This window comes from Arthrobacter sp. 49Tsu3.1M3, from assembly GCF_900168135.1.
Classification (GTDB): domain Bacteria; phylum Actinomycetota; class Actinomycetes; order Actinomycetales; family Micrococcaceae; genus Arthrobacter.
On record NZ_FUZD01000007.1, the window covers coordinates 89673 to 115900 of the forward strand.

General features: G+C 64.8%; 24 protein-coding genes. 16 read left to right on the top strand and 8 right to left on the bottom strand.

The annotated features are described in order from the left end of the window. The first annotated feature begins 346 nt into the window (after positions 1 to 346). Genes B5X90_RS10405 through pknB form a run of 7 tightly spaced genes read left to right on the top strand, consistent with a single transcriptional unit; the run spans position 347 to position 10133 of the window. Positions 347 to 1096 carry an FhaA domain-containing protein gene (locus B5X90_RS10405; RefSeq protein WP_079552672.1) on the top strand — a complete coding sequence of 250 codons (750 nt, stop codon included), beginning with the start codon at positions 347 to 349 and terminating at the stop codon, positions 1094 to 1096. Continuing rightward, positions 1093 to 1575, top strand: a complete 483-nt coding sequence (locus B5X90_RS10410) for an FHA domain-containing protein FhaB/FipA (protein WP_018775647.1) — start codon at positions 1093 to 1095, stop codon at positions 1573 to 1575. Before B5X90_RS10405 ends, B5X90_RS10410 begins: the two co-directional genes overlap by 4 nt. A 2-nt stretch (positions 1576 to 1577) precedes the next feature. Beyond that, positions 1578 to 3422, top strand: a complete 1845-nt coding sequence (locus B5X90_RS10415; protein ID WP_079552674.1) for a PP2C family protein-serine/threonine phosphatase — start codon at positions 1578 to 1580, stop codon at positions 3420 to 3422. Beyond that, a complete protein-coding gene (locus B5X90_RS10420; protein WP_079552676.1) occupies positions 3419 to 4864 on the top strand; it encodes an FtsW/RodA/SpoVE family cell cycle protein in 1446 nt (481 codons plus the stop codon). The genes B5X90_RS10415 and B5X90_RS10420 overlap by 4 nt, the downstream gene beginning before the upstream one ends. Beyond that, positions 4861 to 6318, top strand: a complete 1458-nt coding sequence (locus B5X90_RS10425) for a peptidoglycan D,D-transpeptidase FtsI family protein (protein WP_079552679.1) — start codon at positions 4861 to 4863, stop codon at positions 6316 to 6318. Before B5X90_RS10420 ends, B5X90_RS10425 begins: the two co-directional genes overlap by 4 nt. After that, positions 6315 to 8156 (top strand): protein kinase domain-containing protein, encoded by a 1842-nt coding sequence (locus B5X90_RS10430; RefSeq protein WP_079552681.1) that lies wholly within the window; start codon positions 6315 to 6317, stop codon positions 8154 to 8156. Before B5X90_RS10425 ends, B5X90_RS10430 begins: the two co-directional genes overlap by 4 nt. Before the next feature lie 6 nt (positions 8157 to 8162). Continuing rightward, positions 8163 to 10133, top strand: a complete 1971-nt coding sequence (gene pknB, locus B5X90_RS10435) for a Stk1 family PASTA domain-containing Ser/Thr kinase (protein WP_079552683.1) — start codon at positions 8163 to 8165, stop codon at positions 10131 to 10133. Between the two features lie 62 nt (positions 10134 to 10195). Here the strand turns inward: pknB and B5X90_RS10440 are convergent, their stop codons facing one another. Together B5X90_RS10440 and B5X90_RS10445 are read right to left on the bottom strand one after the other, a co-directional pair. Continuing rightward, positions 10196 to 10837, bottom strand: coding sequence for an anthranilate synthase component II (locus B5X90_RS10440; RefSeq protein ID WP_079552685.1), 642 nt, complete (start codon positions 10835 to 10837; stop codon positions 10196 to 10198). 170 nt (positions 10838 to 11007) lie between these two features. After that, a complete protein-coding gene (locus tag B5X90_RS10445) occupies positions 11008 to 11775 on the bottom strand; it encodes a class E sortase (RefSeq protein WP_079552687.1) in 768 nt (255 codons plus the stop codon). A 177-nt stretch (positions 11776 to 11952) separates the two neighbouring features. Between B5X90_RS10445 and B5X90_RS10450 the strand changes: the two genes are divergently transcribed. Together B5X90_RS10450 and B5X90_RS10455 are read left to right on the top strand one after the other, a co-directional pair. Continuing rightward, the gene (locus B5X90_RS10450; protein ID WP_079552690.1) at positions 11953 to 12207 is read left to right on the top strand and encodes a cell division protein CrgA; all 255 of its coding nucleotides are present in this window, start codon (positions 11953 to 11955) and stop codon (positions 12205 to 12207) included. Positions 12208 to 12312: 105 nt separating this feature from the next. Next, positions 12313 to 12918: a DNA-3-methyladenine glycosylase I gene (locus tag B5X90_RS10455; RefSeq protein WP_079552693.1), complete on the top strand. Its 606-nt coding sequence runs from the start codon at positions 12313 to 12315 to the stop codon at positions 12916 to 12918. A gap of 1110 nt (positions 12919 to 14028) precedes the next feature. Here the strand turns inward: B5X90_RS10455 and B5X90_RS10460 are convergent. Further along, entirely contained in the window at positions 14029 to 14898 is an 870-nt protein-coding gene (locus tag B5X90_RS10460) for a rhomboid family intramembrane serine protease (RefSeq protein ID WP_079552696.1), read from the bottom strand. Between the two features lie 9 nt (positions 14899 to 14907). Then, positions 14908 to 15453 carry a peptidylprolyl isomerase gene (locus B5X90_RS10465; protein WP_026538031.1) on the bottom strand — a complete coding sequence of 182 codons (546 nt, stop codon included), beginning with the start codon at positions 15451 to 15453 and terminating at the stop codon, positions 14908 to 14910. Between the two features lie 155 nt (positions 15454 to 15608). Here B5X90_RS10465 and B5X90_RS10470 point away from each other — a divergent pair, with 155 nt between their 5' ends. Continuing rightward, positions 15609 to 16607 (top strand): hypothetical protein, encoded by a 999-nt coding sequence (locus B5X90_RS10470; RefSeq protein WP_079552699.1) that lies wholly within the window; start codon positions 15609 to 15611, stop codon positions 16605 to 16607. Between the two features lie 187 nt (positions 16608 to 16794). Beyond that, complete coding sequence (locus tag B5X90_RS10475; RefSeq protein WP_079552701.1) at positions 16795 to 17667, top strand: glycosyltransferase; 873 nt, start codon at positions 16795 to 16797, stop codon at positions 17665 to 17667. A 49-nt stretch (positions 17668 to 17716) separates the two neighbouring features. Here the strand turns inward: B5X90_RS10475 and B5X90_RS10480 are convergent, their stop codons facing one another. Continuing rightward, positions 17717 to 18646, bottom strand: coding sequence for a DMT family transporter (locus B5X90_RS10480; protein ID WP_079552703.1), 930 nt, complete (start codon positions 18644 to 18646; stop codon positions 17717 to 17719). 131 nt (positions 18647 to 18777) lie between these two features. Between B5X90_RS10480 and B5X90_RS10485 the strand changes: the two genes are divergently transcribed. After that, complete coding sequence (locus B5X90_RS10485; RefSeq protein ID WP_079552705.1) at positions 18778 to 19146, top strand: cupin domain-containing protein; 369 nt, start codon at positions 18778 to 18780, stop codon at positions 19144 to 19146. 302 nt (positions 19147 to 19448) lie between these two features. Here the strand turns inward: B5X90_RS10485 and B5X90_RS10490 are convergent, their stop codons facing one another. From B5X90_RS10490 to B5X90_RS10505, 3 genes are all read right to left on the bottom strand, one after another. Beyond that, complete coding sequence (locus B5X90_RS10490) at positions 19449 to 20747, bottom strand: hypothetical protein (RefSeq protein WP_143264709.1); 1299 nt, start codon at positions 20745 to 20747, stop codon at positions 19449 to 19451. A gap of 534 nt (positions 20748 to 21281) precedes the next feature. Continuing rightward, positions 21282 to 22403: a tyrosine-type recombinase/integrase gene (locus tag B5X90_RS10500; protein ID WP_079552710.1), complete on the bottom strand. Its 1122-nt coding sequence runs from the start codon at positions 22401 to 22403 to the stop codon at positions 21282 to 21284. After that, entirely contained in the window at positions 22400 to 22915 is a 516-nt protein-coding gene (locus B5X90_RS10505) for a helix-turn-helix domain-containing protein (protein ID WP_143264710.1), read from the bottom strand. The genes B5X90_RS10500 and B5X90_RS10505 overlap by 4 nt, the downstream gene beginning before the upstream one ends. Positions 22916 to 23120: 205 nt before the next feature. Here B5X90_RS10505 and B5X90_RS10510 point away from each other — a divergent pair, with 205 nt between their 5' ends. The 4 genes from B5X90_RS10510 to B5X90_RS10525 all read left to right on the top strand — a co-directional run bounded on the left by B5X90_RS10510 (position 23121) and on the right by B5X90_RS10525 (position 25909). Continuing rightward, complete coding sequence (locus B5X90_RS10510) at positions 23121 to 23507, top strand: helix-turn-helix domain-containing protein (protein ID WP_179129105.1); 387 nt, start codon at positions 23121 to 23123, stop codon at positions 23505 to 23507. Between the two features lie 74 nt (positions 23508 to 23581). After that, positions 23582 to 24211: a plasmid mobilization protein gene (locus B5X90_RS10515; protein ID WP_256860170.1), complete on the top strand. Its 630-nt coding sequence runs from the start codon at positions 23582 to 23584 to the stop codon at positions 24209 to 24211. Beyond that, a complete protein-coding gene (locus tag B5X90_RS10520) occupies positions 24208 to 25410 on the top strand; it encodes a relaxase/mobilization nuclease domain-containing protein (RefSeq protein ID WP_079552716.1) in 1203 nt (400 codons plus the stop codon). The genes B5X90_RS10515 and B5X90_RS10520 overlap by 4 nt, the downstream gene beginning before the upstream one ends. Next, on the top strand, positions 25394 to 25909 hold the full coding sequence (locus B5X90_RS10525) for an ABC transporter permease (protein ID WP_256860171.1): 516 nt from the start codon (positions 25394 to 25396) through the stop codon (positions 25907 to 25909). Before B5X90_RS10520 ends, B5X90_RS10525 begins: the two co-directional genes overlap by 17 nt. Positions 25910 to 26228 lie beyond the last annotated feature (319 nt).

A 26228-nucleotide genomic window follows, 5' to 3' on the forward strand; every position in this document is an offset into this window, starting at 1 on the left:
CGCCAACCTCGTAAAAGCAGCGAGATCAAGCATAACGGACAATTGCCGGAAAACACCAATCGGGCCCCGGAGCCCCCTGATTGGGGTCGTTTGCCGTCCACGTTTTCCCCGCCGCCGGGCGTCATGCGGGGAACCGCCGGGGCGGCCTCGGTGGCGGTGTCCGCGCACGTCAGGGCGCGGCGGGCGCTCATTTTGACGTCGCCCCGGCGGCGTCCGTTGAGGCCATTCCCAGACACGCCCAGTAGTATCTGATGTAGGAGTGTCCGCCGAGCGCGGGCCCGAAAAAGTTGGAAACCGAGTTCCGGAACGAACGCTGCCTTGCAGCCAACAGGAAAGGAGAAGGACCATGGGATTGCTGGACAAAGTCGAGCGCGGCATCGAAAAGGCCGTCCGCGGAGTCTTCTCCACCGGTTCCCGCGCCCAGGTTGAGCCTGTCGAGATCGCGAGCCGCCTCCGCACCGAGGTGGACAACAAGGCCATCACGATCGCCGCGGGACGCACCCTGGCCCCTAACGTTTTTGACGTACTCCTCAGCAGCGATGACTTCCAGCGCGCCCAGGAATGGGGCACACCGCTCGCGGAGGAACTGTGCGACGTCGTCATCAACCATGTCCGCAGCCAGGGCTACACCCTTCAGGGCCCGGTCCGGATCAGTTTCCGCCGCGATGAGGAGCAGCGCGCCGGGAATTTCGATATCACGTCGCGGACCGAGAAAGCCTCCGCCCCTTCCGTCCCGGCGCAGCCGGGTATTCACGGCAACGTACCCGCGGCTCCGACACGCCAGCCGGCACAGCTTCAGCCTGTACTGGACATCGACGGCCAGCGCTATTCGCTGAACGCGCCCTCAATCGTCCTCGGACGGTCCTCCGAAGCAGACATCCTTATTGACGACACCGGCGTTTCGCGCCGCCACCTGGAAATCCGGACTGGGCCTGGTACGGCCCAGGCGATCGATCTCGGCTCCACGAACGGCAGCTACGTCAACGGCCAAAAGATCGTGGGCAGTTCGGATCTTGCTGACGGCGCCACGATCATGATGGGACGAACCAAAATCATCTTCCGCCTACTGCCCGCCCACCCAGGCGGCCGCGCATGAGCGAATTGACCATCACAGCCCTGCGTTTCGGGTTCCTCATCCTCCTGTGGGTGCTGATCTTCAGCATCGTCTCGGCCATGCGCCGCGATCTGATGATCGGCCGCAAGGCGGCCGCCGGTGCCCCAACGGCACGCCAGGTGCGCAAGAATCCTTCCCTTGCCGAACCGCCGCCGGCCCCCGTCAAACAACAGGCCCGCCAGCTGATCGTGACCGAGGGACCGTTGAAGGGCACCACCATCGCCCTCGCGGCGAGCCCCATCCTCCTTGGCCGGGCACAGGAAGCCACCCTCGTCCTGGAGGACGACTACGCCTCGGGCCGCCATGCCCGTCTGTTCCCGCAGGGCAGCCGCTGGTTCATCGAGGACCTCGGCTCCACTAATGGCACGTATCTGGCAGACCAGCAGCTGACCCGGGCCCTCCCGGTGGAGCTGGGCGTCCCCGTGAGAATCGGCAAGACGGTCATCGAATTGAGGCCGTAGCCGTGGCTGCCCCGGAATTTCCCGCAGACAGGGCCGAAGGCAAGCCAACTGCCCCGAAGCGGCCGCTGATCATGCGCTACGCCGCGCGGTCAGACGTCGGCCGCATACGCGCCAAGAATGACGACTCCGCCTACGTCGGCCGGCACCTCGCCGTCGTTGCCGACGGCATGGGTGGCCATGCCGGCGGCGACGTCGCCTCCGCCGCGACCGTCCTGGACATGATCCACCTGGACCATGACGACTACGACGGCGACGCCGGTACAGTCCTCGCCGACGAAATCCAGACGGCCAACTCCCTGCTGTCCGAACTGGTCCACATGAATCCCAAGCTCGCCGGGATGGGTACCACGGTCACGGCCCTGCTCCTCGCCGAAGGAAAGCTCCACTTCGCCCACATCGGCGACTCCCGGGCCTACCGGCTGCGCGACGGCGAGTTCGAACAGGTCAGCGTCGACCACACCTTTGTCCAGCGGCTCATCGATGAGGGCAGGCTCCGCCCCGAAGAGGCCGAAACGCATCCGCACAAGAACGTCCTCATGCGCGTGCTGGGGGATGTCGATGCCAGCCCGGAGCTGGATCTCGACACACTGGCTGTCCAGGCCGGGGAACGATGGCTGCTCTGCTCGGACGGCCTGAACTATGTGGCCGGCCACGTCGTGGAGCGCACCGTCCGGGAGACGAAGGACCTGGGCGAATGCGCTGAACTGCTGATTGAACTGACGCTGGAGGCCGGCGCCCCGGACAACGTGACCGTGGTGGTCCTCGACATCGCCGAGCCGACCCGCGATGACGTCCGGACCGCCGCCGTCGACGTCGTGCCCGCGCCCGCAGCGGCCACGGGGACGTCAGCGCCAAACGCAGCGGCCGGCCCCCCGGCCGGCAGCACCGTTGGGGCCGCGAAAACCCCCGGCGAGTCCGGAAAGAAGGACAACTCCGCCCAGGACACCGGGTCCGCCGCGCTGGCCCCCTCGACAGGAGCCTCGGGTCCGCCGCCGGCCGACCCGGTCCCAGGGTCCCCGGCCGACGGCACGCCGCCGGCCGGCGCCGCACCGAAGGTTGCCGAGGGCAAGGAGCCCGAGACCACCACCGACCCGCATCTGGGCGAACACCTCTCGGCCGAAGTCCTGCGGGAAGAACTCTCAATGCGCCCGCACGAACTCGTCGGGGCCGCCGCCGCAGCAGCGGAATCAGGGTCCATTCCTTCCATCGCCGGACGCACCGTGGCCCGGCGCGCGGCCACGGTCCTCACGCACAAGTCCGAACAGGACCGCGAGGAGACCGACGACTTCAGGCCCGCCGGGCGGCCGCGCCGGTGGCTCACCGTATCAATTGCCGCCGCGATCGTCGCGCTGCTGGCCATCGGACTCTGGCTTGGCTACGCCTGGACCCAGACGCGCTACTACATCGGCGAACACGATCAGCATGTGGCCATCTTCAACGGCGTCTCCCAGCGTCTCGGGCCCATCCAGCTTTCCACTCTCGAAGCGGTAACCGATATCAAGATGTCCGACCTTCCCGAATTTTCGCAGCAGCGGGTGCGCCAGACCGTGCCCGCCCGCGACCTCTACGACGCGCAGCGGATCGTCAAAAACCTGGAACGCACCGGCACGACCGCCCCTGCCGATGAATGCCTCACCCCGTCCCCCGCAGCGACGACCGCCGGCGCCACCCCGTCTCCCGGCAGCACGGCCAAGCCGGGTCCCACGGCGACGCCAGGTGCCACAGCCTCCCCTGGCAGCACGGCCAAGCCGGGTCCCACGGCGACGCCAAGTGTCACAGCCTCCCCTGGAGCGGCCAAGCCGTCGCCATCCGCCACCCCGACTACGAATTGCGAGGGGGCCAAATGACACCCATCGACCCCGTGCCCAGGCCACGACGAAACGTGGAGCTTGTCCTCCTGGTCCTCGCCCTCGCCGTAGGAATTGGTGCCCAGGCACTCGTGGGCGTGGACCGGCAAAAAGCGTTCGACACCGACTTCTGGTTCCAGTCCGGACTCCTGGCGTTGGCCGCCCTCGCCTTCCATGTGGTGCTGCGGCTTCGCGCAAAATATGCCGACCCGGTAATACTTCCGCTCGTGGTCGCCCTCAACGGCCTGGGCCTGGCCATGATCCACCGGCTGGACCGGGTGGGCGAAGACACCGGCAACAACCAGCTGCGCTGGACCCTGGTGGCCATGGCAGTCGCGATCGCGGTCATTTGGTTCCTCAAGGACCACCGGATCCTGCGCCGCTTCACCTATATCTCCCTGGCCATCAGCGCCGTGCTCCTCATCCTGCCGCTGGTTCCTGGCATCTCCGCCGGAGAAGTCCTGGGTGCCAGCGTCTGGATCAAGATCGGTTCCATGACCTTCCAGCCGGGTGAAATCGCCAAGATCACGCTGGCCATCTTCTTTGCCGGGTATCTCTCGTCGAACCGGGACCTGATCCTGCTGGCGGGCCGCAAGATCGGCCCGGTGCAGTTCCCGCGGTTCAAGGACATGGGCCCCATGATCACCGCCTGGCTCGTGAGCATCGGCGTGCTGGTCTTCCAGCGCGACCTCGGATCCTCGATCCTGTTCTTCGGCCTGTTCCTCGTCATGATCTACGTCGCCACGAGCCGCATCAGCTGGGTGATCATCGGCCTCGTGCTGATCGCCGTCGGCGGCGTCGTCGCTGCCCGCGTGTTCTCGCACGTGGCGCTGCGGATCGACGGCTGGCTCAACGCCTTCACCGATGAGGTCTACGGCCGGCAGTTCGGCGGCAGCCTCCAAATTGTCGAGGGCCTGTTCGGCATGGCCAACGGCGGCCTGGTCGGCACCGGACTCGGCCAGGGCCGGCCCAACCTCGTCCCCTTCGCCAACAGCGACATGATCATCGCCTCCTTTGGTGAGGAACTGGGCCTGATCGGCGTCTTCGCGATCGTCCTGATGTACCTGCTGCTGTTTACCCGGGGCTTCCGCGCCGCGCTGGGCACCCGCGACGCGTTCGGCAAACTGCTCGCCACCGGGCTCTCCTTCGCCATCGCGCTGCAGTGCTTTGTGGTGATCGGCGGCGTGACGCGCCTGATCCCGCTGACCGGACTCACGACGCCGTTCCTCGCCGCCGGCGGGTCCTCGCTCCTGGCGAACTGGATCATTGTGGGCCTGCTGCTCATGATTTCGCACTCCGCGCGCGGCCCGGTGGATACAACGCCTCTGCCGCCCGGCCAGGAACCCGGCGCCCGCAAGAACTTCCCCGTGCTGCCTGCCAAACCGGCGCCGGATCCCCGAAACAGTCCCGACGCACCCACCGAGGCGGTGAAACAGCTGTGAACCAGGCCATCCGCAATTCATGGATTGCCGCCATCGCGATGTTCGTGCTGATCTTCGGCGCGCTGAGCTATGTGCAGGTAGTTGGCGCCGACGAGCTTAAAGCCAACGCCTGGAACAGGCGAGCCATCCTGCAGAACTACTGCAACGACCGCGGTGCGATCATTGTCGGCGGCACTCCGGTGGCGGAGTCCGTGCCCGGCACGGAGAGCTGCAAATTCCAGCGGACCTACTCCCAGCCAGAGCTCTACGCTGGCGTCACCGGCTACTTCTCCAAGAACTACGGCCTCACCGGACTCGAGAAGTCGATGAACGATGTCCTGGCCGGCAGTTCAGATCAGCAGTTCCTGGACCGGGTGGGCCAGTTGTTCCTCGGCAACCAGCCCAAGGGCGCGTCCGTGGAGCTGACCCTGGACCCCAAACTCCAGAAGCTGGCCTACGACCTCATCCCGGACGGCATTCGCGGGCACATCGTGGTCACCAACCCGAAGACCGGTGCGGTCCTGGCCATGGTGTCCAAACCGTCCTATGACCCCAACCTGATTGCCACCCAGGACCCGGCCGCCGAACAGGCCAACTACACCGAGCTGAACCAGGTCCCCGGGATCAACCTGAACCAGAACGTCTCTGGGCCCACGGGCGAGCTCCTGGCACCGGGATCGGTCTTCAAGCTGATTGACACCTCAGCGGCGCTGAAATCGGGCAAGTACAACAAGGACAGCGACCTGCCCAACCCGGCCGAGATGTCCTTCCCGGGCATCGACTACAAGCTGCCCAACTATGCGGGCGGCAACTGCTACACGCGCACGACGGCGTCGTTCGCGTTTGCCCTGCAGCAGTCCTGCAACACACCGTTCGCCAGCATCGCCCTGGACTTGGGGCAGAAGGCGGTCGGGGACGAGGCGGAGAAATTCGGCTTCGGCCAGGACTTCGGCGACCAGCTCAAGCTGGACAGCGCCCCAAGCTTCTTCCCGAGCGAACCGCTGGACGACGCCGGGCTGGCGCAGTCCTCGATCGGCCAGCGCGACGTCCGCGCCACACCGCTGCAGATCAACACCATGACGGCGGCGATCGCCAACGACGGGGTGCAGATGCAGCCGAACCTGATCAAGGCCGTACGCGCCCCCGACCTGCGCACGATCAGCGAACCCAAGCCCCAGGCCCTGCGCACCGCCACGACTCCGGAGATCGCACGGCAGATCAACGAGTGGATGGTCAGCGTCGTCGACGACGGCATCGCCAGCCGTGCGGCCGTGCCCGGTGTCCAGGTGGCCGGCAAGACCGGTACCGCGGAACTCGGCAACGGCCTGAACAATTCTTGGTTTACCGGGTTTGCCCCGGCAAATGACCCGCAAGTGGCTGTCACCATCGTCATGGAAGGCGTAGACATCACCACTGGCGCAAATCTAACCAGTCCGAACGCGAAGAAGATTTTTGAGGCGGTGTTGAATAAGTGAGGCCTACTTCGGGAATCACCCTCGGCGGCAGATTCCAGCTGACCACGCGCATTGCGATCGGCGGCATGGGAGAAGTCTGGAAAGCCAAAGACCTGATCCTTGGCCGCATCGTCGCCATCAAGGTGCTCAAGGAGGAATACACGGGCGACCCCGGTTTCCTGCAGCGCTTCCGCGCCGAGGCACGCCATACAGCCCTCCTGAACCACGTGGGCATCGCCAACGTTTTCGATTACGGCGAGGAAGAGGGTTCCGCCTACCTGGTCATGGAACTGGTTCCGGGCCAGCCGCTGAGCAGCATCATCGAGCACGAACAGGTGCTTTCCCCGGACCGCACCCTTTCGATGATCGCGCAGACGGCGCGGGCCCTGGCCGTCGCCCACGCACAGGGCCTTGTGCACCGGGACATCAAGCCCGGAAACCTGCTCATCACCCCCGACGGCCGGGTCAAGGTCACCGACTTCGGCATCGCGCGCCTGGCCGACCAGGTTCCGCTGACCCAGACCGGCCAGGTGATGGGCACCGCCCAGTACCTGGCACCTGAACAGGCCACGGGGCAGACTGCCACCGGAGCCTCGGACATCTACTCCCTCGGCGTGATCGGCTACGAGTGCCTCACAGGCCACCGGCCGTTCTCCGGGGAATCCCAGATCGCCATCGCGCTGGCCCAGGTCAACGACGCGCCGCCACCGCTGCCGGACACGCTGCCCAGGCCCGTCCGCGCCCTGCTGATGTCCATGCTGGCCAAGGACCCGAAGAACCGCCCCGCCGACGCCATCAAGCTCTCCGAGGCAGCCGAAGCCATCCGCAACGGTGATATCGCCGCCGCACACGCTGCTGTGCCGGGCATGCTGCTTTTCGAGGCAGCCACCGGACCCATCACGGCCCCCGTCGACGTCCCCACAGCGGCCACCAGCGTCATTGGCTCCAGCGCCGCGGAGGACAAGTCGACGTCGGCGACGTCCGCGCTGCCCGTCGTGGGCGCCGCCGGTGCAGGTGCAGCCGCCGGCCTGGCAGCCGGTGCTGCCGCCGCCAGCGGCTACGGCGCCCGCAACGCACTCAACCGCGCCGATGCCCTGGCGGCCGAGCGGAGCTGGGTGCAGGAAGACGAAGAGGAAGACTACGACGAACCGGAGGAGCCGAAGCGCCGCGGCCGCAGCCCGTGGACGTGGCCGCTGATCGCGCTGATCCTGCTGGTGGTGTTCGCCCTGGTCGGTGTGGTCCTGAGCCAGGCCGGCAGTCTCTTCCCCTCGCAGGGTCCGGCCACGAGCAGTGCCACGTCCAGCATCGCGAAGCCGAGCAGTGCCACGCCGTCGGCGTCGTCGGCTTCCCCGTCCGAGACCCCCACCCCCACGCCCAGCTCCGCGACACCTACCGAGTCCACCCCGGCCGCGGTCAACCTGATCCCTGATGCCTACCTGGGGCGGCCATACAACGATGTCCGCAACGAGCTGATCGGCAAGGGCCTGCAGGTCACCGGCGCCGAGGTCGTCAATGACGCAACGCCGGGCACAGTCACCAACATCGAACCCTCCGGCCCGGTCCAGCCCGGGACCACCATCACGGTCAGCTACTCCAAGGGCCCGGAAATGGTCGAAGTCCCGTCCATCAAAGCAGGCTCCAGCGAGGCTGAAGCCCAGCAGGCCATCCAGGACGCCGGGTTGCGCTGGGCCAAGGGAGCCGACGTCAGTCCCACGAACAAGAAGGAAGATCCGGGAACTTTTGTCAGCTCCGAGCCGCCTTCCGGGTCCAAAGTGGTCGCCGGAAGCGTCGTGACCTACCACCTCGCCAAGGCCACGGCCACATCCCCTTCACCTTCAGCTACCAAGTCCGGACCCTAAACGATCATGAGCAATGCACCCCGCACTCCGTCGCACAGGGAGGAACGCCCGGCGAACACGCAGCGCGTCCTCAGCGGGCGCTATGAGCTGGGTGAGCTGATCGGCCGTGGTGGCATGGCGGATGTTTTCCGCGGCCTCGATACCCGGCTGGGACGTACCGTGGCCGTCAAGCTGCTGCGCCCGGACCTGGCCCGGGATCCGCAGTTCCAGGCCCGCTTCAAGCGCGAGGCCCAGGCTGTCGCGGCACTCAACCATCCCTCGATCGTGGCTGTCTTCGACACCGGGGACCATGCGATCCCCGGTGACCACGACGACAGCGTCCGGGTGCCCTACATCGTGATGGAGTTCGTTTCCGGCAAGACCATCCGCGACATGGTGCGGGCCAAGGACGTCACCATCGACCAGGCGATCGACTTCACCCTGGGTGTGCTGTCCGCGCTCGATTACAGCCACAAGGCCGGGATCGTGCACCGTGACATCAAGCCCGCCAACGTGATGTTTTGCCCCGATTCAAACAGCGTCAAGGTCATGGACTTCGGAATCGCCCGCGCAATGGCGGATTCGTCGGCCACCATGACGCAGACGCAGGCCGTCGTCGGCACGGCCCAGTACCTGTCCCCGGAACAGGCCCGGGGCGAAGCCGTCGACGCGCGCAGCGACCTGTACTCGGCCGGATGCCTTCTCTACGAGATGCTGACCGGCCGGCCGCCCTTCATCGGCGACAGCCCCGTCTCCGTGGCCTACCAGCACGTTCGTGAGATCCCCGAGCCCGCCAGCAGCCTCAATCCCGAAGTCTCCGCCGCGCTGGACAGCGTGTTGATGAAGGCCCTGCAGAAGAACCGCGCCGACCGTTTCCAGGACGCCGCGGCCTTCCGCCGCGCCCTGCGGGCCGCGCGCAGCGGCGTTCCGGTGACGGCGCCATCCGCCAGCGAGGCCCCCACCGACCCCACCAACGAGGTTCCCCGGCACGACCCCCTGGCGCCCACGGCGGCCTTCTCCCTGACCGGGGCCAAGTTCCTCGACGATTCTCCTGGTGGCCGGCTGCGGCCCGCCGAAGAAATACCCGACGACGAGGAAGTGCTGCAGCCGGCGGGCACCGAGCTCTATGGCATCGCGGACACCGGCAGCCTGCCGCTGGCGCTGCCGGTCGAACGCGAGCACACCCCACGCCAGAAGACGCGCCGCCGCACCTGGATCGCGACGCTCGTAGTCCTCACACTGCTGGTACTGGCCGGCGGCGGCCTGTGGCTGTACAACCTTATGAATCAGGCCCCGCCGCAGGCGACCAAGGTACTGGTTCCCACGGTGACGTCCCTGACGGAATCAGAGGCCCTACAACGGCTGTACAACGCAGGTTTCAAGCCACAGCTCCAACGGCTGCAGCACGACAGCATTCCCAAAGGCACCGCGATAGGCACCGTGCCGACGTCGGGGAGTTCCATGGACGCCAACTCGGACATCATCCTGAACATCTCCGAGGGCCCCAGCGCGATCACCATCCCGACGGACCTGCCCGGCCGGACCGAGGCGGCAGCCCGCGATCTTCTCCACCAAACGGGGCTGACTGGCGCCCTCACCACCAAGATGTCCAACAACCCCACGGTTCCGGTCGGCATTGTCATCACCACCAACCCGGCCCCGGGCCAGGTTGTGGCAGTGGCGGATCCGGTCGAAATCGTCGTCTCCACCGGCAAGGTGGCTGTGCCGCAGCTGATCGGGCTGCCGCTGGCGGAGGCGGAGGCGAAACTGAAGGAACAGGGCCTGGTGCTCAACGCCACCGAAGTGGAGAACTCCCAGGTGGCTCCGGGCAAGGTGACAGGACAGGCCGATGCCGCGGATTCGCTCGTCGAACAGGGCAAGACCATCACCGTGACCGTGGCGAAGGCACCGGCTCCGCCGCCCCCGCCGTCGCCCACCCCGACGCCCACCAAGAGCGCGTCCAAAGAGGACGCGGCCCTGGGCGGACTGTTCCCCTAACCTGGTCGGGAGAACCGAAAGGGCCGGCTACCGGCCCGCCGGCGCTTTCAGTGCCTGCCGGGTCAGTGCTTGATGAGCGGGCTCAGGTCCGTTGCCCGTTCGGCAGCGCCCGCCATGCCCAGTGACTCCAGCCAGTTGCCGAGCATCTGGTAGCCGCCTTCGGTCAGGACGGATTCCGGGTGGAACTGGACGCCGCACAGCGGTGCGGTGCGGTGCTGCAGGCCCATCACCACACCGGTGCCCGTTTCCGCGGTGATCTCCAGGACCTCCGGGATGCTCTCGCGGACAGCGGCCAGCGAATGGTAGCGGGTGGCTGTGAGGGGCGAGGGGAGCCCGGCAAAGACGCTGGTTCCATGGTGTTCGACGAGGGAAGTCTTGCCGTGCATCAGTTCGGGAGCGTGCGTCACGGTTCCGCCGTAGGCCTCCGCCAGCGCCTGGTGCCCCAGGCAGACACCCAGCATGGGCTTGTCGTGGCCGCCGCACCACTTGATCAGCTCAATGCAGACGCCGGCCCCCGCTGGATTCCCCGGACCGGGAGAGATGAGGACCCCGTCCCGCGCCTCGGCCATTTCGATCGCCTCGGCGAGCGTGACGTCGTCGTTCCGGACTACGGTGGTCTCCGCACCGAGCTCCTGGAGATAGCCGACCAGGGTGTAGACAAAGCTGTCGTAGTTGTCTACGACCAGGATCTTGGTTGTGCTCATGGGTGCCTTGCTGAACCAATCGTTGAATCTGTTAACTGGGTGAATTGCGCCAGCCAGGGAAAAAGGAACTGAACCATCAATACCAGTGCTCCGGCCGCCAGCACCAGCGCGGTCGCAATCCTGAGCCACAAGGGCCCCGGAAGGCGGCGGAAAAGCCAGCCATACATTCGTCAGCCTTCCCCGGCCGCGCGGGCCGCCCGGGAAATTTCGGCCGGCGGTCCAGCCGAAAGGGACTGCCACCGCTCCAGCAGGGCGTAGGCCACAAAGCGTTCCTCCGAACCAAACCGCGGGTTGCAGGTCGTCATGGTCAGGTAGCTCTCCGTCGGCGCGGCGCCCGGCCGCATCGGCACCGGCAACAGTACATCGGTCCGCGAGGGGAGGACTGTCTGGCTGTTCCGGAACACGTAGACATAGTAGCCCTCGCGGGTCTGGACGTAGATCCGGTCCCCGGGCACCAGGGCGTCGATATGGTCCAGAACGGCGCCGTGGGTCTGCCGGTGCCCTGCCACGGCGAAGTTTCCCACAGCCCCTGGCATGGCCGTGCCCTGATAGTGCCCGATGCCCAGGGTGTCCAACACCGCCGGAGTGGTGCCCTGGACGATTGGACGCGTGTAATCGGCGCCGAAACGGGGAACATACAGGATGCCGATGGTCGCGCCCTCGGCCGGTTCGGGCGCGACGGCGGGTTCCGGGGCAACAGCCGACGGCAGAGGCGGCGCTGCGGGAGCGGCTGTTCCAATCCCGCGGGCATAGTCGTGCACCGCCTCGCGCTGCCGGGCGTCGGAGGCCACATTCGTCCACCACAACTGCCAGGCCACAAAGAGCAGGACAATGACGCCCACGGTCAGGAGCAGCTCGCCTGCGATGTGGATGGTACGCAGGAGCAGCCCGCGGCGGCTGTGCGCCGTCCGGCCGGATTCCTGCTCCAACTCCAGCACTGCGGGTTCTCCTCCAAGGCGGTTGCGGGGGTCCACGGCGTGGCCGGAACTACAGCTAGAATTGTGCGACACAAGAATTCAAGCTCGACCAAGAGCACGTTGGCCGGCGGGGGCTCGCTTCCTGCAGGATACCAAGCCACGTTGGCCGCTCTTGTTCCAGCCCGCCAAGGAGGATCAGTGCCCCAGTCGAAGCCGCGTAAAAGGACTGCCCGTGTGGCCCCGCAGACTTCTGCCGCGGAGGCCTACAAGCCCAATCCGGTCTGGTTCAAGCCCGTCATGTTTGGCCTGATGATCATTGGCCTGCTGTGGATCATTACGTTCTACATCACCGAGGGCGCCTTCCCGGTTCAGGCTTGGGGCTCATTGAACATCGTCGCCGGATTCGGAATCGCGATCATCGGCTTCCTGATGACCACGCGCTGGCGTTCCTGACACCAGGCCCGCGCGGCGCACATCCCTGACGGGCCGGTACACACAGTGTGCCGGCCCGCCGCCGTTAATCCACAGCATTAATCCCGGCCCAGCGAAGGAAACCAGATGACCCCGGCAGTAAACGGCTCGACTATTGGCGATGACGGACTGGCGCGGCCGGCGTGGGCCTCCGTGGATCCCATGCTTCGCGAGTATTACGACTCCGAGTGGGGCATGCCCGTCCGGGACGAACAGGGCCTCTACGAACGCATCAGCCTCGAGGGATTCCAGGCGGGGCTTTCGTGGGCGACGATCCTGCGCAAGCGGCCCGCTTTCCGCGCGGCGTTCAAGGACTTCGACCCGGAACTGGTGGCGCTCTTCACGGACGCCGATGTGGAGCGGCTCATGCTCGATGCCGGAATCGTCCGGAACCGGCTGAAGATCCAGTCAACCATCACCAATGCCCGCGCTACTCTGGCGTTGAGGGACGACGGCGGCCTGGTTGACTTTGTATGGGCGTTCCAGCCGGCCGCCACACCCCGGCCGAACTCCCTCGATGAGGTCCCCACCACCTCGGCCGAGTCAATCGCGCTCTCCAAGGCGCTGCGCAAGAAGGGCTTCGCCTTCGTAGGTCCCACCACGATGTTCGCGCTCATGGAGGCCATCGGAATGGTGGACACCCATCTGCTGGACAGCCACCGGCGCGGGTCATCGGGCGTCTGGCCGCAGTGACCCGGCGAGGTCCCGCCCCCTTATCCACAGCTGTGCACAAGTCTGGGGAAACTTATCCACACTGTTCATAAGGTTCCGGGTCTTCATGCGGGTCAGCCGGGTTCCGAGGCCACAGCGGGGTTCAAAGCCACTGATAAGTCCCCCGGCCGGTCATGAATTACACAGCTGTAAGTTATTAACAGTGTGGATTTCCTGTGGACAAGTTTCCTGATCGCGGCACCAGCCCGCGGATGGCACCGCGGTCCCGCCGAACGGCAGGCTCACGCCAACCTCAGGGGAGGCCGGCGGCCCGACATGGTGGCCGGCCGCCTGACATCCTGGCCCGTCCCGACAACTGCTGCACCGGACGAGTTATCCACTTAATAACAGCCCACTACCCACAAGTTATCCACAACTGGGGATAACCGCCGGCGCAGCCGAGCCGCACCGCCCGCTGACGGGCCATGAGCCGGGATAGATCCCGTGGATGCTCAGACCATCAAGTTATTAACACTGTGAATAACCCTGTTGAAACACGCACCGCGGCCGTCCCGCGGCCCGTCGGGGCCTGCCGCCGACGCGGCGGGCCCTGTGGGGGGCGGCGCCGGGAGCGCGCCGGGGACGCGCGGCACCGCCGGGAGGTCCTGAGGCGCCGGTCCCCGGCGTGCCCGTGGCACCGTTCTGTGGACCCGTTCTGTGAACTATCCCCGGAGTACCCGCGGCGCAGGGCCGGAGCAGGGCTCGTGCCGCCCGGCACCAGACAACAGGCCTTGGGCGGGCAAAGTTGTCCACTTACACACAGGGCAACCCACAGAAGTTATCCACAGGTGTGGAGATCGGGTCGGCAGCATCGCCTGCAGGCTGGAAAATCGCCAGCCCGGGCGGTCAGAACCGGGGCCTCACAGTGAACTACACCCTTGTAAGTTATTAACAATGTGGATAACCGCTGTGGAAAACTCTCCGATCCGCACCCGTGGATGCAGGTGTGGGGGCTCGGCCCGGATGTACAGCGAGAAAGGTCCACAAAGCGGAGGGAACAGCCCAGGAACACCAGCGGGAGAAACACTGGAAAACAGTGAAAGGGGACCGGGCGGCCGATTGCGTTAAATGCGGCACTTCGGCAGGAGCGGGCTAGGCGCCGGCGCCGGCCATCCGCACGACGGACACGGCGATCACCAAGACCAGGACCGCGGCGAGGCCGATGGCCTGCAACAGGGTCTGCCGCGGCCCGCGGGGGGTGTAGGCAATGACGGCGGCGCTCAGGGCGCCGGTGACGAGGCCGCCAAGATGGGCCTGCCAGGCGATCTGCGGGACCATGAAGCCGATGACGCCGTTGATGGCAATCAGGACCAGGAGCTGGCGGACTTCGCCGCCGCGCTGGCGCTGGACCACAAGCAGGGCGCCGAACAGGCCGAAGATGGCGCCGGAGGCGCCGACGAGGCCCACCGGACCGTTCACCGGATACACCGGGGTCAGCAGGAGGAAGCCGACGGAGCCGCCGACGGCCGAGAGCAGGTAGATGGCCAGGAAGCGGGCGTGGCCCAGCAGCGGTTCAAGGATCTGGCCGAATATCCACAGTGTGTACATGTTCAGGACGATGTGGAGCAGGAATCCCTGCGAGTGCAGGAACGCGGAGGTGAGCATCCGCCACGGTTCAACGCCGGTCAGGGCAGGAGCGTAGGCCAGCTGCTGGTAAACCCCGTCGTTGGGGACTATCCACTGCAGCGCATAGACAAGGGCACACAGCGCGATGATCACGTAAGTGACCACGGGTTTGCCGGCGGTCACGGCGCCGCCGTAGACGGTTCTGACGGCCGGCGTCGTGCGCTTGGTTTCGTTGACACAGTCAACGCATTGGAATCCGACGGCGGCCGCCCGCTGGCAGTCGGGGCACGCAGGGCGCCCGCACCGCTGGCAACGCACGTAGGCGGGCCGGTCCGGGTGCCTGGGGCAGACCGGGACCTCTGCGGACGGCTCTGCCGCCGGAATTCCGTAGCTCATGGTGTTGGGTTAGAGCTTTTCGATGTCAATGCTGTTTATGGTGACATCCTCGACGGGGCGGTCGCCCATGCCGGTGCGGACGCCTTCGATCGCGTCGACGACCTTCTTGGATTCGTCATCGGCGACCTCACCGAAGATGCTGTGCTTGCCCTGCAGCCAGCCGGTGGGGATGGTGGTGATGAAGAACTGCGAACCGTTGGTGCCGCGGCCCATCTGGACGCCGGCGTTGGCCATGGCCAGCTTGTACGGCTCGTTGAAAGTCAGTTCCGGGTGGATCTCATCGTCGAACTTGTAGCCCGGTCCACCGGTGCCGCGGCCCAGGGGATCGCCGGCCTGGATCATGAAGTCCTTGATGATGCGGTGAAAGATGGTGCCGTTGTAGAGCGGCGTGCCGGTCTTGTCCTCGCCGGTTTCCGGGTGGGTCCAGGCCTTCTCACCGGTGGCCAGCCCGACGAAGTTGTCGACGGTCTTCGGCGCGTGGTTGCCGAAGAGGTTGACGACGATGTCGCCGAGGCTCGTGTGGATAGTGGCTTTTGCGGTTGCGTTGGCAGTCATAGCGCCCATTCTTCCATGACGGCTCCGCTGGCATAGGGCCGCACAGTCAGTTCCGCGCTGGGTGAAATCCACTGGAAATCGGCCTGAAGAATAGCCGGTGCGTTCCTAGACACGTAGGCTAACAGCAGAACCGTCACATTAATCGGGAGGTAGTTGTGAAGAAAACGGATCGTATTGCCCGTGACCTGGAGCAGTCAGTCAGCACCGGAGTAGACAGCGCCAAGGATTGGGCGGCCCCGCGGGTTGAAGCTGCCGTGAACTGGGCTGTTCCGCGGCTGCAGCACGGACTGGACACCGCCTCTCCCAAGATCCAGGAGGGCCTCAAGTCGGCGGCCCACAATCTGGCCGGCAGCGTTGCCACCGTCACGCCCCGCCTTCAGGATGGCCTGGCCCAGCTGGCGCCGAGGATCCACGATGCCGCGGACAGCGCGACCCCGCGCCTGCACGAAGCTGTGGACAAGGCAGCCCCGGTCATCGCCAGTGCACGCGACCGAGTTGTTGTCGAGTACCTGCCCAGGCTTTCCGACCAGATCGGGCAGGCTTCCGTGGCCGTCCACCGCACGTTGGAAAACGCCCCGGCCCACGTGGACGCCGTCGCACAGAAGCTTGTTGATTCCGGTGTTGTCACGGGCGTCCAGGCGCAGGCCGAGGCCGTCAAGGGACACGCCAAGAAGGCAGGCAAGAAGGCAAGCAAGAACATTAAGGCGGCCGCCACCGAGGTCACCAAGACGGCTAATGCCAAGCTCGCCAAGCAGCAGAAGCCCAAGCACCGCGGCCTGCTGATCTTCGGCATCATCGCTGCCGCCGTTGCAGCCGGCGTCGCCGCCTGGCGGGCGTCCAAGCCGGTGGAGGACCCCTGGAAGGTACCGACGCCGGTAAAGCCCGCCCCCACGCCCGCCCCGGCCGGCGAATCGCTGAAGGACGCCGCCGACAAGGCCGGTTCAGCGACTGTGGCGGCAGCGGACTCCGCGGCTGAGGCATCCAAGGAGGCTTCCGATTCCGCAGCCACCGCGGCGGACAAAGCCACGGAAACGGCCAAGGACGCCGCCGGCGACGCCGCTGAGGCCGCCGACAAGGTTGCCACCGACGCCAAAACGGCCGTACGCAACATCGCGGCCAGCCTGAACAACGGCACAGACAAGCCTGGCAAGTAGAATCTGGCCGGCACAGGCCGGCGGAGTCTAGACCCTGCCCCGGCCAGTCCGGCTGCCGGCAAGTGTCCTGCACTCTCCCAAGGAGGGATTCCGCCACAGTGCGGGATCCCTCCTTTGTTTGACGCGGCCTCCGCAGGCACGTCACGGTCCGGCTGGAAACGCCAGGCTAGATGCTAAATTTGTGGTGATGTCACCCCATAGATCACCCCAGGATGCCTTGCTCCTTGCTCCGCCACCGGCTGTGTCTATCGTCATCCCGGCGTATAACGAGGAAAGCGTCATCCGGCAGTGTCTGATCGCCGCGGTCTACCAGTCGGTGCCCGCCCACGAAATCATTGTGGTGGACAACCTGTCCAAGGACCGCACGGCGGAAATCGTGCGGCAGATGCAGCTGGAGTATCCGGAGAGCCCGATCATCCTGCTCAGCCAGGACCGCGACCAGGGGCTCATTCCCACACGCAACTTCGGTCTGGACCATGCCACGGGCGATATCCTCGGCCGGATCGACGCCGACTCCGTGCTGGAACCGGATTGGGTGGAGCAGGTGCAGAAAGCATTCGCCGACGAATCTGTGCACGCTGCGACGGGTCCGGTGGTCTATTACGACATGCCCATGCGCCGGTTCGGGCTCAAGGCTGACGACAAAATGCGCCAACTGATGCTCAGGCTTGCCAAGCACCAGTATCACTTCCTCTTCGGGTCCAACATGGCAATTCGACGCTCGGCCTGGGAGACCATCCGCACAGAAGCCTGCCGCGACGAGCGGGACGAGATGCACGAGGACATCGATCTGTCGCTCCACCTGGCCGACCACGAGCTCCGGATCCAGTACTGGCCGCAGATGATCTCGGGCATGTCGGCCCGGCGGCTGGAGGACTCGCCGCGGGATTACCGCTACTACGTGACGCGCTTTGACCGCACCTACAAGGCCCACAACGTCAAGAAGATGGCACTGAAGGCACCCATGGTGGTCTTCTTCTCGGTCTACTTCCCGGCGAAACTGCTCCGTGCCATCCACACGGTCAACGTTCCCCAGCCGGCCCGCCGCGGCGGCCAATAGCGACCAATGGCGGCGGCCACGAGGCCGCCGCCGAGATGCCAGGAGCGGCCTAGTCGGTGCCGAGCTCGGCCAGCCGCTCTTCACCGGCTCCCTCGCCCGTCTTCCCGGCGGAGCGTGAGCCTCGCTGCCCCAGGACCACGACGGCGAGCCCCACCAGGATCATCGCCAGCCCCGCGTAGGTCCCGGCCGGCAGTGTCTCTTCCAGGAAGGCTGCGGCCAGGAGCGCCGCTCCGGGGATTTCCAGCAGGATGATCATGGACACCAGCAGCGGGCTCATGGTCGCCAGCAGATAGTTGAACGCGGTGTGCCCCACCAGCTGTGCGCACACGGTAATGGCTACGATCCCCAGCCAGCCGGCAGCCTCGAACCCTCCCAGCGGCTGTCCGGCCACCAGCGCCATCCCCGCCACGATCACGGCACACATGCCGTAGCACAAGGTGGTGTAGACGCCGGTGCCCATGCTCTGCCGGGCCTTGCCTCCGGCGAGTGTGTAGATGCCCGCCAGGGCGCCGCCGGCCACGGCCAGGAGATCGCCCACAAGTGCCTCGGGCGAGGTGCCCATATCAAAGCCGGTAATCGTCACGACACCGCCGAAAGCGAGCCCCAGCCCTACCAGGACCGGCCAGCGGAGCCGGACTCCCCGGAAGAGCTGGAAGATCGCGATCCAGCCTGACTGAAGGCAGACCAGCGCCGTCGCCGCCGCCACCGACGTCAGTTGCAGGGAGGTAATGAAGCATGCGAAGTGCAGCGCCAGGGCCACGGCAGCGGCGAGCGACCAGCGGAACTCGGCCCCAGTCACCTTGCCGAACTGACGGGGGTTGCGGACCACAACAGGACCGGCCATCACCACCGCTCCAATGGCGTTGCGCCAGAAAGCGATGGCGAGGGCGCTGACCGACGTGGCGCCGAGCGTAGCGGCAATGAGCGGTCCGGACGAGGCCACACCCAGCACCCCTACGGTCGCAAGTAAGAAGTTCACGCTCCAACACTAATGGGGCGCACCTCTGTGGCCCCTACAGCCGCTGTGCCTTGACCGGTGCATACCGCAGTGCCACCCTTAAGTCGCGGTCTCACATCACGGTTTCGCCATCATCAAAGAAGGAGACCATCATGGCGTCAATGATCCGCAAGAGCCTGGACGATCCCGAAGAGTCACGTCCTGTTGCCCAAGGCATGGGTCAGGTGGATCTCGTCAACCTCGAGGCCGGCCCGGTTGGACGGGCCACCTTCCTTCCAGGCTGGAAATGGTCAGACCACGTCAAGCCGATCGCCAAGACTGACAGCTGCATGGCCAGCCATACCGGCTACACGATTTCCGGCCGCATCAAAGTCGTCATGGACGACGGCGAAGAACTCGAATTCGGGCCCGGCGACTTCGGCGTGATTCCGCCGGGCCACGACGCCTGGGTGCTCGGCGACGAGCCCTACGTGTATATCGACTGGCAAGGGATGGCGGACTACGCCAAGCCGAAGGAGTGAGTGGGGAAGGCATGAAAAAAACCCCGGACCGCGTTTCCGCGGTCCGGGGCTTTTCCTATGGTGGAGGCACGGGGACTCGAACCCCGAACCCCCTGCTTGCAAAGCATGGATGCAGGGGGCGTTTAAACTCGTTATTCAGCAAATTTTTCCGGCCCGGGGCGCACCTGGGGCGCACCTGTGCGAGGGGCACCTCCGGTACGCTCAGATCTTAGCCCCGACGGATCGAAAGCCTCGTGATCGGGTCGACCAATAAAACCTGCTTGACTTAGCTTTCTAGAATTGGCCCCCTCCTGACACTATTGTCAGCTCCCAGGTATCCATCGCCAACGGGTCTTCGCGGCTCTGAGGCTTGCTCGGACTGACTCAGCGTCCGCAATGCCAGCGGATACATCCCTCCATGCTTCATAGAGGTCCCGTGTATCTATAAGTGCTCCCTCGGCCTCGGTGAGCGGCCGCAGGTCGTCATCGTTGGGAATCGCTTGGACTCGCGTCGATGGGTTAGTGCCCCGCCAAGCATTGACGATATGCCAGACGGCAGGAGGCTCCTGTCCGGTCTCCTTGGTATAGGCCACTGCCGGCCGACCTGTAATTTGAGGGACGTCATTCACCTTCGCACCCTTCGCGTACCCCTTCACTTCCACAAGAGTCAGCCAGTCAGCATCCGACGGGTCTTCGGCGCGAAGGTCTTCGAGCTTCGCACCGGTTCGTTCGTCATGGTGATCGTCCATGTCTCTGACAGTGAACCCTAGGTCTTCCAGAACTGTGGTTACCGCCTCCACTAGTTCATCGCCGTCACTAGTGAGAATCCTGCGGGTTCCTTCGTCCGCCAAGCGCGTCGACTCCTCCAGCTGAGCTTGGATTTCCTGTTCACGCCGCTGAAATTCCGTGAGAGCTTCCTCATGAGCCTGCCTCAGTGCCTGCAGGTCACCTACATGCTTGCTAACTTCAGGCGGCGACCATCGAGCACTTGATTTCCAGTCAACGTCTGGAGGCACGCTATCTGGATCAACATTGCCAACCATGTCCAGAAAGAGCCGCAGCCAAGCCAAGTGCTGTTGAGTTTCTGCGGGCAAAACCAAGTTCAGCTTGCCGCCGCGTTCCGCAAGCAGTGCATAGACGGATTGTTTCGCCCCGATGTGAACAAGGGGAATGCACCGCGATGCGAGGGTGCCGTCCTCTGCGACTGTTGCCAGATAACCCTGTGCCGCCCTCACAAGGCGCCAGACCTCTTTGTGCCCCTCCGGCATGTTGGGAATCACTGATGTTTTCAAAAGTGCGGCAAGGGCCGGTGGGACGTCGGTTGGGATTGCCAGCTCATTTGCCAACGTGGACACATCCCGAGCGAAGAAGTACTTCGTTCGGTCCTCAAGGTAGCCTCCCGCCACCCCCGCTCCAAACGAGAGTACGTGCAGATGTGCGGAACGACGACGGGCGTCCTTCGCGAACGTTACCAGGATGTCGTACTCGTCTTCATGCACCCTTTCAGTGCTGGTTACGAGCTTGATCGTTGGTACGAGCTCCAAGAATTCTTTTGTCAGCACCTCCTGGGGAAGGTCTTCAAAGAGCACACGAGGGCGCGGCTGTACGTTGAAAATGTTCACTCGCAAACAATATCGGGAAGCAGACAAGCGCTGGGGCCGCTGAAGGTGTCCCAATTGGGCCTTTTCTTCAACGTGATGGCATCCATGGCCCAATGGAACGGGAGCTCTTCGTCGAACGCACCCAAGCAGGACTCCGAGCCCCGCGCGAACAAGGACGAGTAGGCACCCGCAAACGCATCATGGCGGAAGCCAAGATCCGCTGAGCCTGCGAACTACTCAACGAAGGAACACCTTCCCGGGAAGTGGCCACTAGCCTCGCCGTCTCCGTTGCGACCCTCTACCGATGGGTCCCGGCAACATGTACCGCCGAAGCTTCAAGCAGTAGGTCCTGCTGATTAGTGCAGGCGACTTCTGAAAAGTGACGGTCGGTGCAGCGCACGATCGAGCGGAATGCTGCAATTCTGTGCAGGGGACTTGTGACGTCTCCATGTCCGTACTCGTCTGCACTCCCCCGGAAATCTGCGGGAGCGAGTGAAGATGACTTCTAAAACGACAGCGTCCCAGATCTGGACGGAGTAGGCCAGCATAAAGGCGTCACGCCGCCGTCCCATTTCCACCAACGAGACCATCAATCCTAGCCATGAGGGGCTCAAGCCCTGCGGGGGCCAGATGGCCGTACTCGTTCAGAGTGGTCGAAGGTTTGGAGTGCCCCAGGGCCCGGCTGACCGACAGGATATCTCCACCGGCCTCAGAGAGCGCGATCGCGGCGAACGTGTGCCGAAGTCCGTGGACGTTGATACGGGCGATCCGTTCGGATCGGCCCGCATTCGCTCGCGTGACGCCGCGGGTAACGACGTCGGACACATACCGCTTTCCGACCGGATGTCCGGGCTTGCGGGGACTCTCGAACAGATGGGCCGACTCGGGACGTCCGTACGAATGCTCAAGCAGCCAGGGCAGCATGGCCTCAGGCACCGGGAGTCGGCGTCGGCTGGCCCGGGTCTTGGTCGTGTCCGTGCCGGATCCCGAATTCCTTACCCATAGCCTGCCGTCGACCAAGTGCCCGACAAGCAGCGACCGGGCCTCGCCGGAACGCACGCCCATGAGGCCCAGCACCCCCAAAAGCGCTTTGTCAGCAACCTTCGGTGTGGCGGCGATGACGGCCATGAGTTCTCCGGAGTGCCAATAGGGGCGCTCTACGTGGCCGAGGGACACGACTATGCCGTCGGTGAGGTCGGCGTCGACGAGCCTGTCGTGGACGCCTCGCTTGAAGGCTGCCCGGAGGATCTCGACCTGCTTCTTCCGGGACGAGGCAGCCAGGCCAGGACGACGCGACCAGATCTCGATCTCCGTGGTGTCAAGGGTCGTCACAACGCGGTCGCCGAACGCCTCACGGACGACGCCTGCGTGATGAAGGTCAGTGCTGATTGTGTTCGGAGAGCTGCCGGGGTCTGCCTTGGCAGCGAGATGGCGGTCCAGGAGGGTGCCGACGGTCACTGACGCTGCGCGTATGGCCTGAGCTCTGGGAAGGCCCATTTGATTGGCGTCGTCTTGGTACGCCTGGGCCTTCTGGTGTTCCTTGTACGCCTGCTTGCGCTGGGGTGCTTCCCGTCCGACACCCTCCCGCCATCTCCTCTGCCAGCGCGGCGCATTGCGTGCACGCTTCTGCGCCACTTCTGCCTTTGGCAGACCCGCCCAGAGATCATGCACTGTCATAGTGGCCACCTGTCGGTCGTCAGCGTCTCAGCGAGGTCCGCCTCGTCCTGGCGGTGCATGAGAATTTGCTCGCTACGGTCACGGCGCTCGAGTTCTGCACGGAGTTCTTCATCGGAAAACGCTGCCAGGACCTGCCGCGCGAGGACATAGCGGCCGGCCACAGCTGCCTGGGCTTCCCGCTCCGAAGCAAAGGAAACCTCTTCCCCGGCTTCGACTCGGCTGGCTTCGACGAGCAGGTCTGCGGCTCGGGCTCGATCGTGGACGCGGAGGACGTCCGGGTGGATGCGAAGCGCGGACGCCAGCTTGACCAGCGTCCTGTCCGGCGGGATCGCAACCTTGGCCTTGCCGTCCCGGTACCGGATGCCGTTCAGGGCAATGTGCACAGTGCCGACACTAAGTCCGGTGGCGGACGCGAGGTCTGCAACGGTGAGACCGGAATTTCGGTAGGCGGCCTTCAGCATTGCACTCTCGGGCGGCGAGTCAAGCTCTGGATGATTGAGGGATTCGTTCATACAACACACGTTACTACAAACTGCTACCAATTTGATACACTTCTATTGCCAGGCTCCACCGAGCCGAACCGTCAAGACGCAGCCACCTGAGCTGCGCGCGTCTCGAACGAGGCGAGCGAAACCGGCCACGAGGCCGTACGGGGCCGAGGTACGCCAGATGCGTGCCGGCATCGGATTTTCAACTCGAAGTCCGAGGGGCCCCTTTATGCAATGCACCATCCACACCACCCTGACCAGCATCCTCGCCAGCATCGGCCGCGATCACGCACTCCTCGAGGTCAAGGACGCAGCACTGGTGATAGGCGTGACTCCCTGGTGGATCCGTCAGCTCATCGCCAAGGGGGACTTGCGCGCCGTTAACGTCGGCGGCCCTGAGAAGGCCGCACGCTGGCGGATTGACCCCGAAGACTTGAACGCTTGGATGCGCGATCGGGAGAACAGACCACGCGACTTTGGCAGCTCCCAACTCAGAGGTCTTCCCCTGGCGGCCATCGCCAGCGGCCGGACACGGGTACGTAACATCGCCGCTGCTTCCACCACTCATGTTCACCGCGTATCCGGTGCCGCACCGCGCGGGGGTGACCTTCGATGAGCGCCCCAGGTCAAACGAGCCGAGGCACCGACCGCCTGACTTCAGTTGGTGCCAAAGCACCAGGCTCTCGGCGTATGACTGGCAGCCGTCTGGAAGCCATGCTCCTCATCGAGAAGCATGCCGCACTCCTCAGGAGGCAGTTTTCGGAGCCGTCCTCTGCTGCTCCAGCCGACCCCGAAGCGGATGCCCCCTCCCCCTCGCCCGCAGGGAGCGCAGCGACCGAGGACGAGGGGGAGGGGTTTTTGTCGGACATGAGCGCCAGCGAAATGTCCGACAAAAACCCTGCTGGCCTGCATCCGTTGTCCCTTCCGCGTAGGCACAGCCGTACGTCCAACGAGACCACCCGTGAGCGTCGCCAGGTCTCGTTGGACGTGCGGCTCACGGAGACGGAGCGCGAAGCGATCCGTCTCCGTGCACACGTGCTCGGCGTCAAGCCGAGTGCGTGGGTGCGCGGGGTCGTCCTTGACGCTTTGGACGCCCGCAGGGATGAGGTTTCACGGATGCATCTGGCGGCCCAGGGGTCGCCTCAGCCGGAGCTGGTGACGGCTGTGGAACAGCTCCGGAGGGTCGGTCAGAATCTCAACCAGGCGCTCCGGGCCGTCCACTCTGGAGACGCCCCGGCGGTCGATGAAGGTTTGCTTCGCGAGGTGCAGGTCTCGGTCGATGAGGTGCGTGCCTCCCTCGGAGACCGGACGGCGTCATGAGCACAGTAAACGTCCGTTCTTCCCGTGATGCCGCCGGCGCTGTGAATTACGTCCTCTTCGGGAACTCGAGAGAGCGCCGCGCAGATCTCATCGAGTCCGGCCGGACCCGTGCCGCGGCGTTAGCGATATCTGTCACCGGCGATCACACAGCTTCGCCAGCCAGGTTTATCGAACGGACCGAGATGATGGCCGCTGCCCGTGGCCGCAAGGTTGAGCTCCAGTCCTACGTCCTGGCTTTTGCTCCGGACGAGCTCGACGTCACCGACCCGGACGATCTGAAACGTGTTCTGGACGTCTCGATCAAGTTGGTCGAGCGGATGCATACCGCCGACTACCTCATTGCCGTGCACGCGGATTCAGCAGGTGGCCACGCGCATGCGCACATCCTTGTGGCCAACCACGACAACATCACCGGGAAGTCTCTCCAGCGCTACACAAGCTGGAAGCACGGGCTGCGCCAACTGAACGATCATCTCATGCGCGACGAGGGCTTGCGAGTGCTCCCCGACCCCGAAGAGCCAAAGCCCGACTGGGAGCTCCGGCGCGAAGCCTTCACATCTGGAGGGTTCGAACAGACCCTCGGCGACAAGGTCTACATTGCGCTTTCTGATCCCCGCTCGGTCGATCAGCAGGCCTTTGAGCAAGTGCTCGAGGAACAGGGGGTAACGCTCGCCGTCACCCACCGTGACGGGTGGAGCTACAAGATGAGGCGCTCTGACGGAAAGCTCGGACGCAAAAAGGCCTCAGCACTCACCCCGGAATTCACAGCCGAAGGGGCCGCGGCCGTCTTCGACATCCACCAACAGAACCAACAGAAGGGAACCACCCATGCGACTCGCGGACCGGCTGCGTCAGGAGCAGCAGAACTCGACATCATCGACTCCCTCGGAGCCGTCAAACGCGGAAGTCATCGCCGCGGTGAACGCGCAGACGAAGGCCGTGAACGATCTGAAGGCGTACCTACAGATCGTCATAGAGGAGACGGTGAAGGAGGAACTGCAGAAGGCCCTTCCACCGATCTCACAGCCCTTCGCCGGCATGTCGCCGCAGATCGCGAGCATCGGATACAGGTTGAGCGAGATCGAGAAGACGCTCATCGACTTCTCGCGCAGTCTCGACGGAAAGAACTTCAGCGCCGCCTCGAAGAGCTTGATCCTCGAGACGCAGAGGCACCGGCAGGGCATGGCTTCGGCGATTGAAAAGTTCCAGCTGCAGGGTGACGAGAACAGGGCTTTCATCAGCAATGCCGCAGTGGCTCTGCATCGCTTCGAGCAGCGAGCTGGCCAGCAGATCGAAGAGGCGGTCGGCCAGGTCGCCGGCGAAGCATCCCAGGTAGTCACTGTCAGGCTGGCCGCAGCTAACGAACGAGCGGAGCTGGTCATGGCAGGCACCGCCAGACTGGCCGACCGCCAGCTCTGGTCGGCCGCTGCAGCGATGTTCCTGACACTCCTGCCGGTGGCAATAGTCGTCGCCGGGATCTGGATGGTCATCGCCGGACTCTTTACGGGACTGCAGTGGGCCTCCAATGTCGACGGCAGTGTCTGGCTCGGGATCGGGCGCTGGCTGGCCGTCGTGTGCGGCTTCTCCGCGACCGGGTACGGGCTCTTCGCCGGAGCCAGGTGGACCACTTCACTGGTCGCTGCATGGCAGGGCGCCGGGATGCCGCAGTGGTCCCGGTGGCGGAAGGGGAAGCGATGACATGTAGCACGGAATCCATCGCACAGAAATGTGCGGCAGCCAGCTCTGACAGCAACACACGAAAACTGAGTACGTTTCACCTTCGGGACTCCATCAACCCGTGGAATCATGCGGATCAATGCGTGTGCGCTCGTACCCGGCTTGATTTGGTTGCCGAAAAAGTGAGTACTCGTGGACCTCCTACTTCCCGATTTTTCCGCACTTCTCCTCTTCGGATCTGCACTCACTTTTTCTATGCAAACTGAGTACGCGCTACAGAAAAGTGAGTACGCCTAGGAACAAGTGAGCATGCCAGACCAATTCCCAACACCGGCACTAC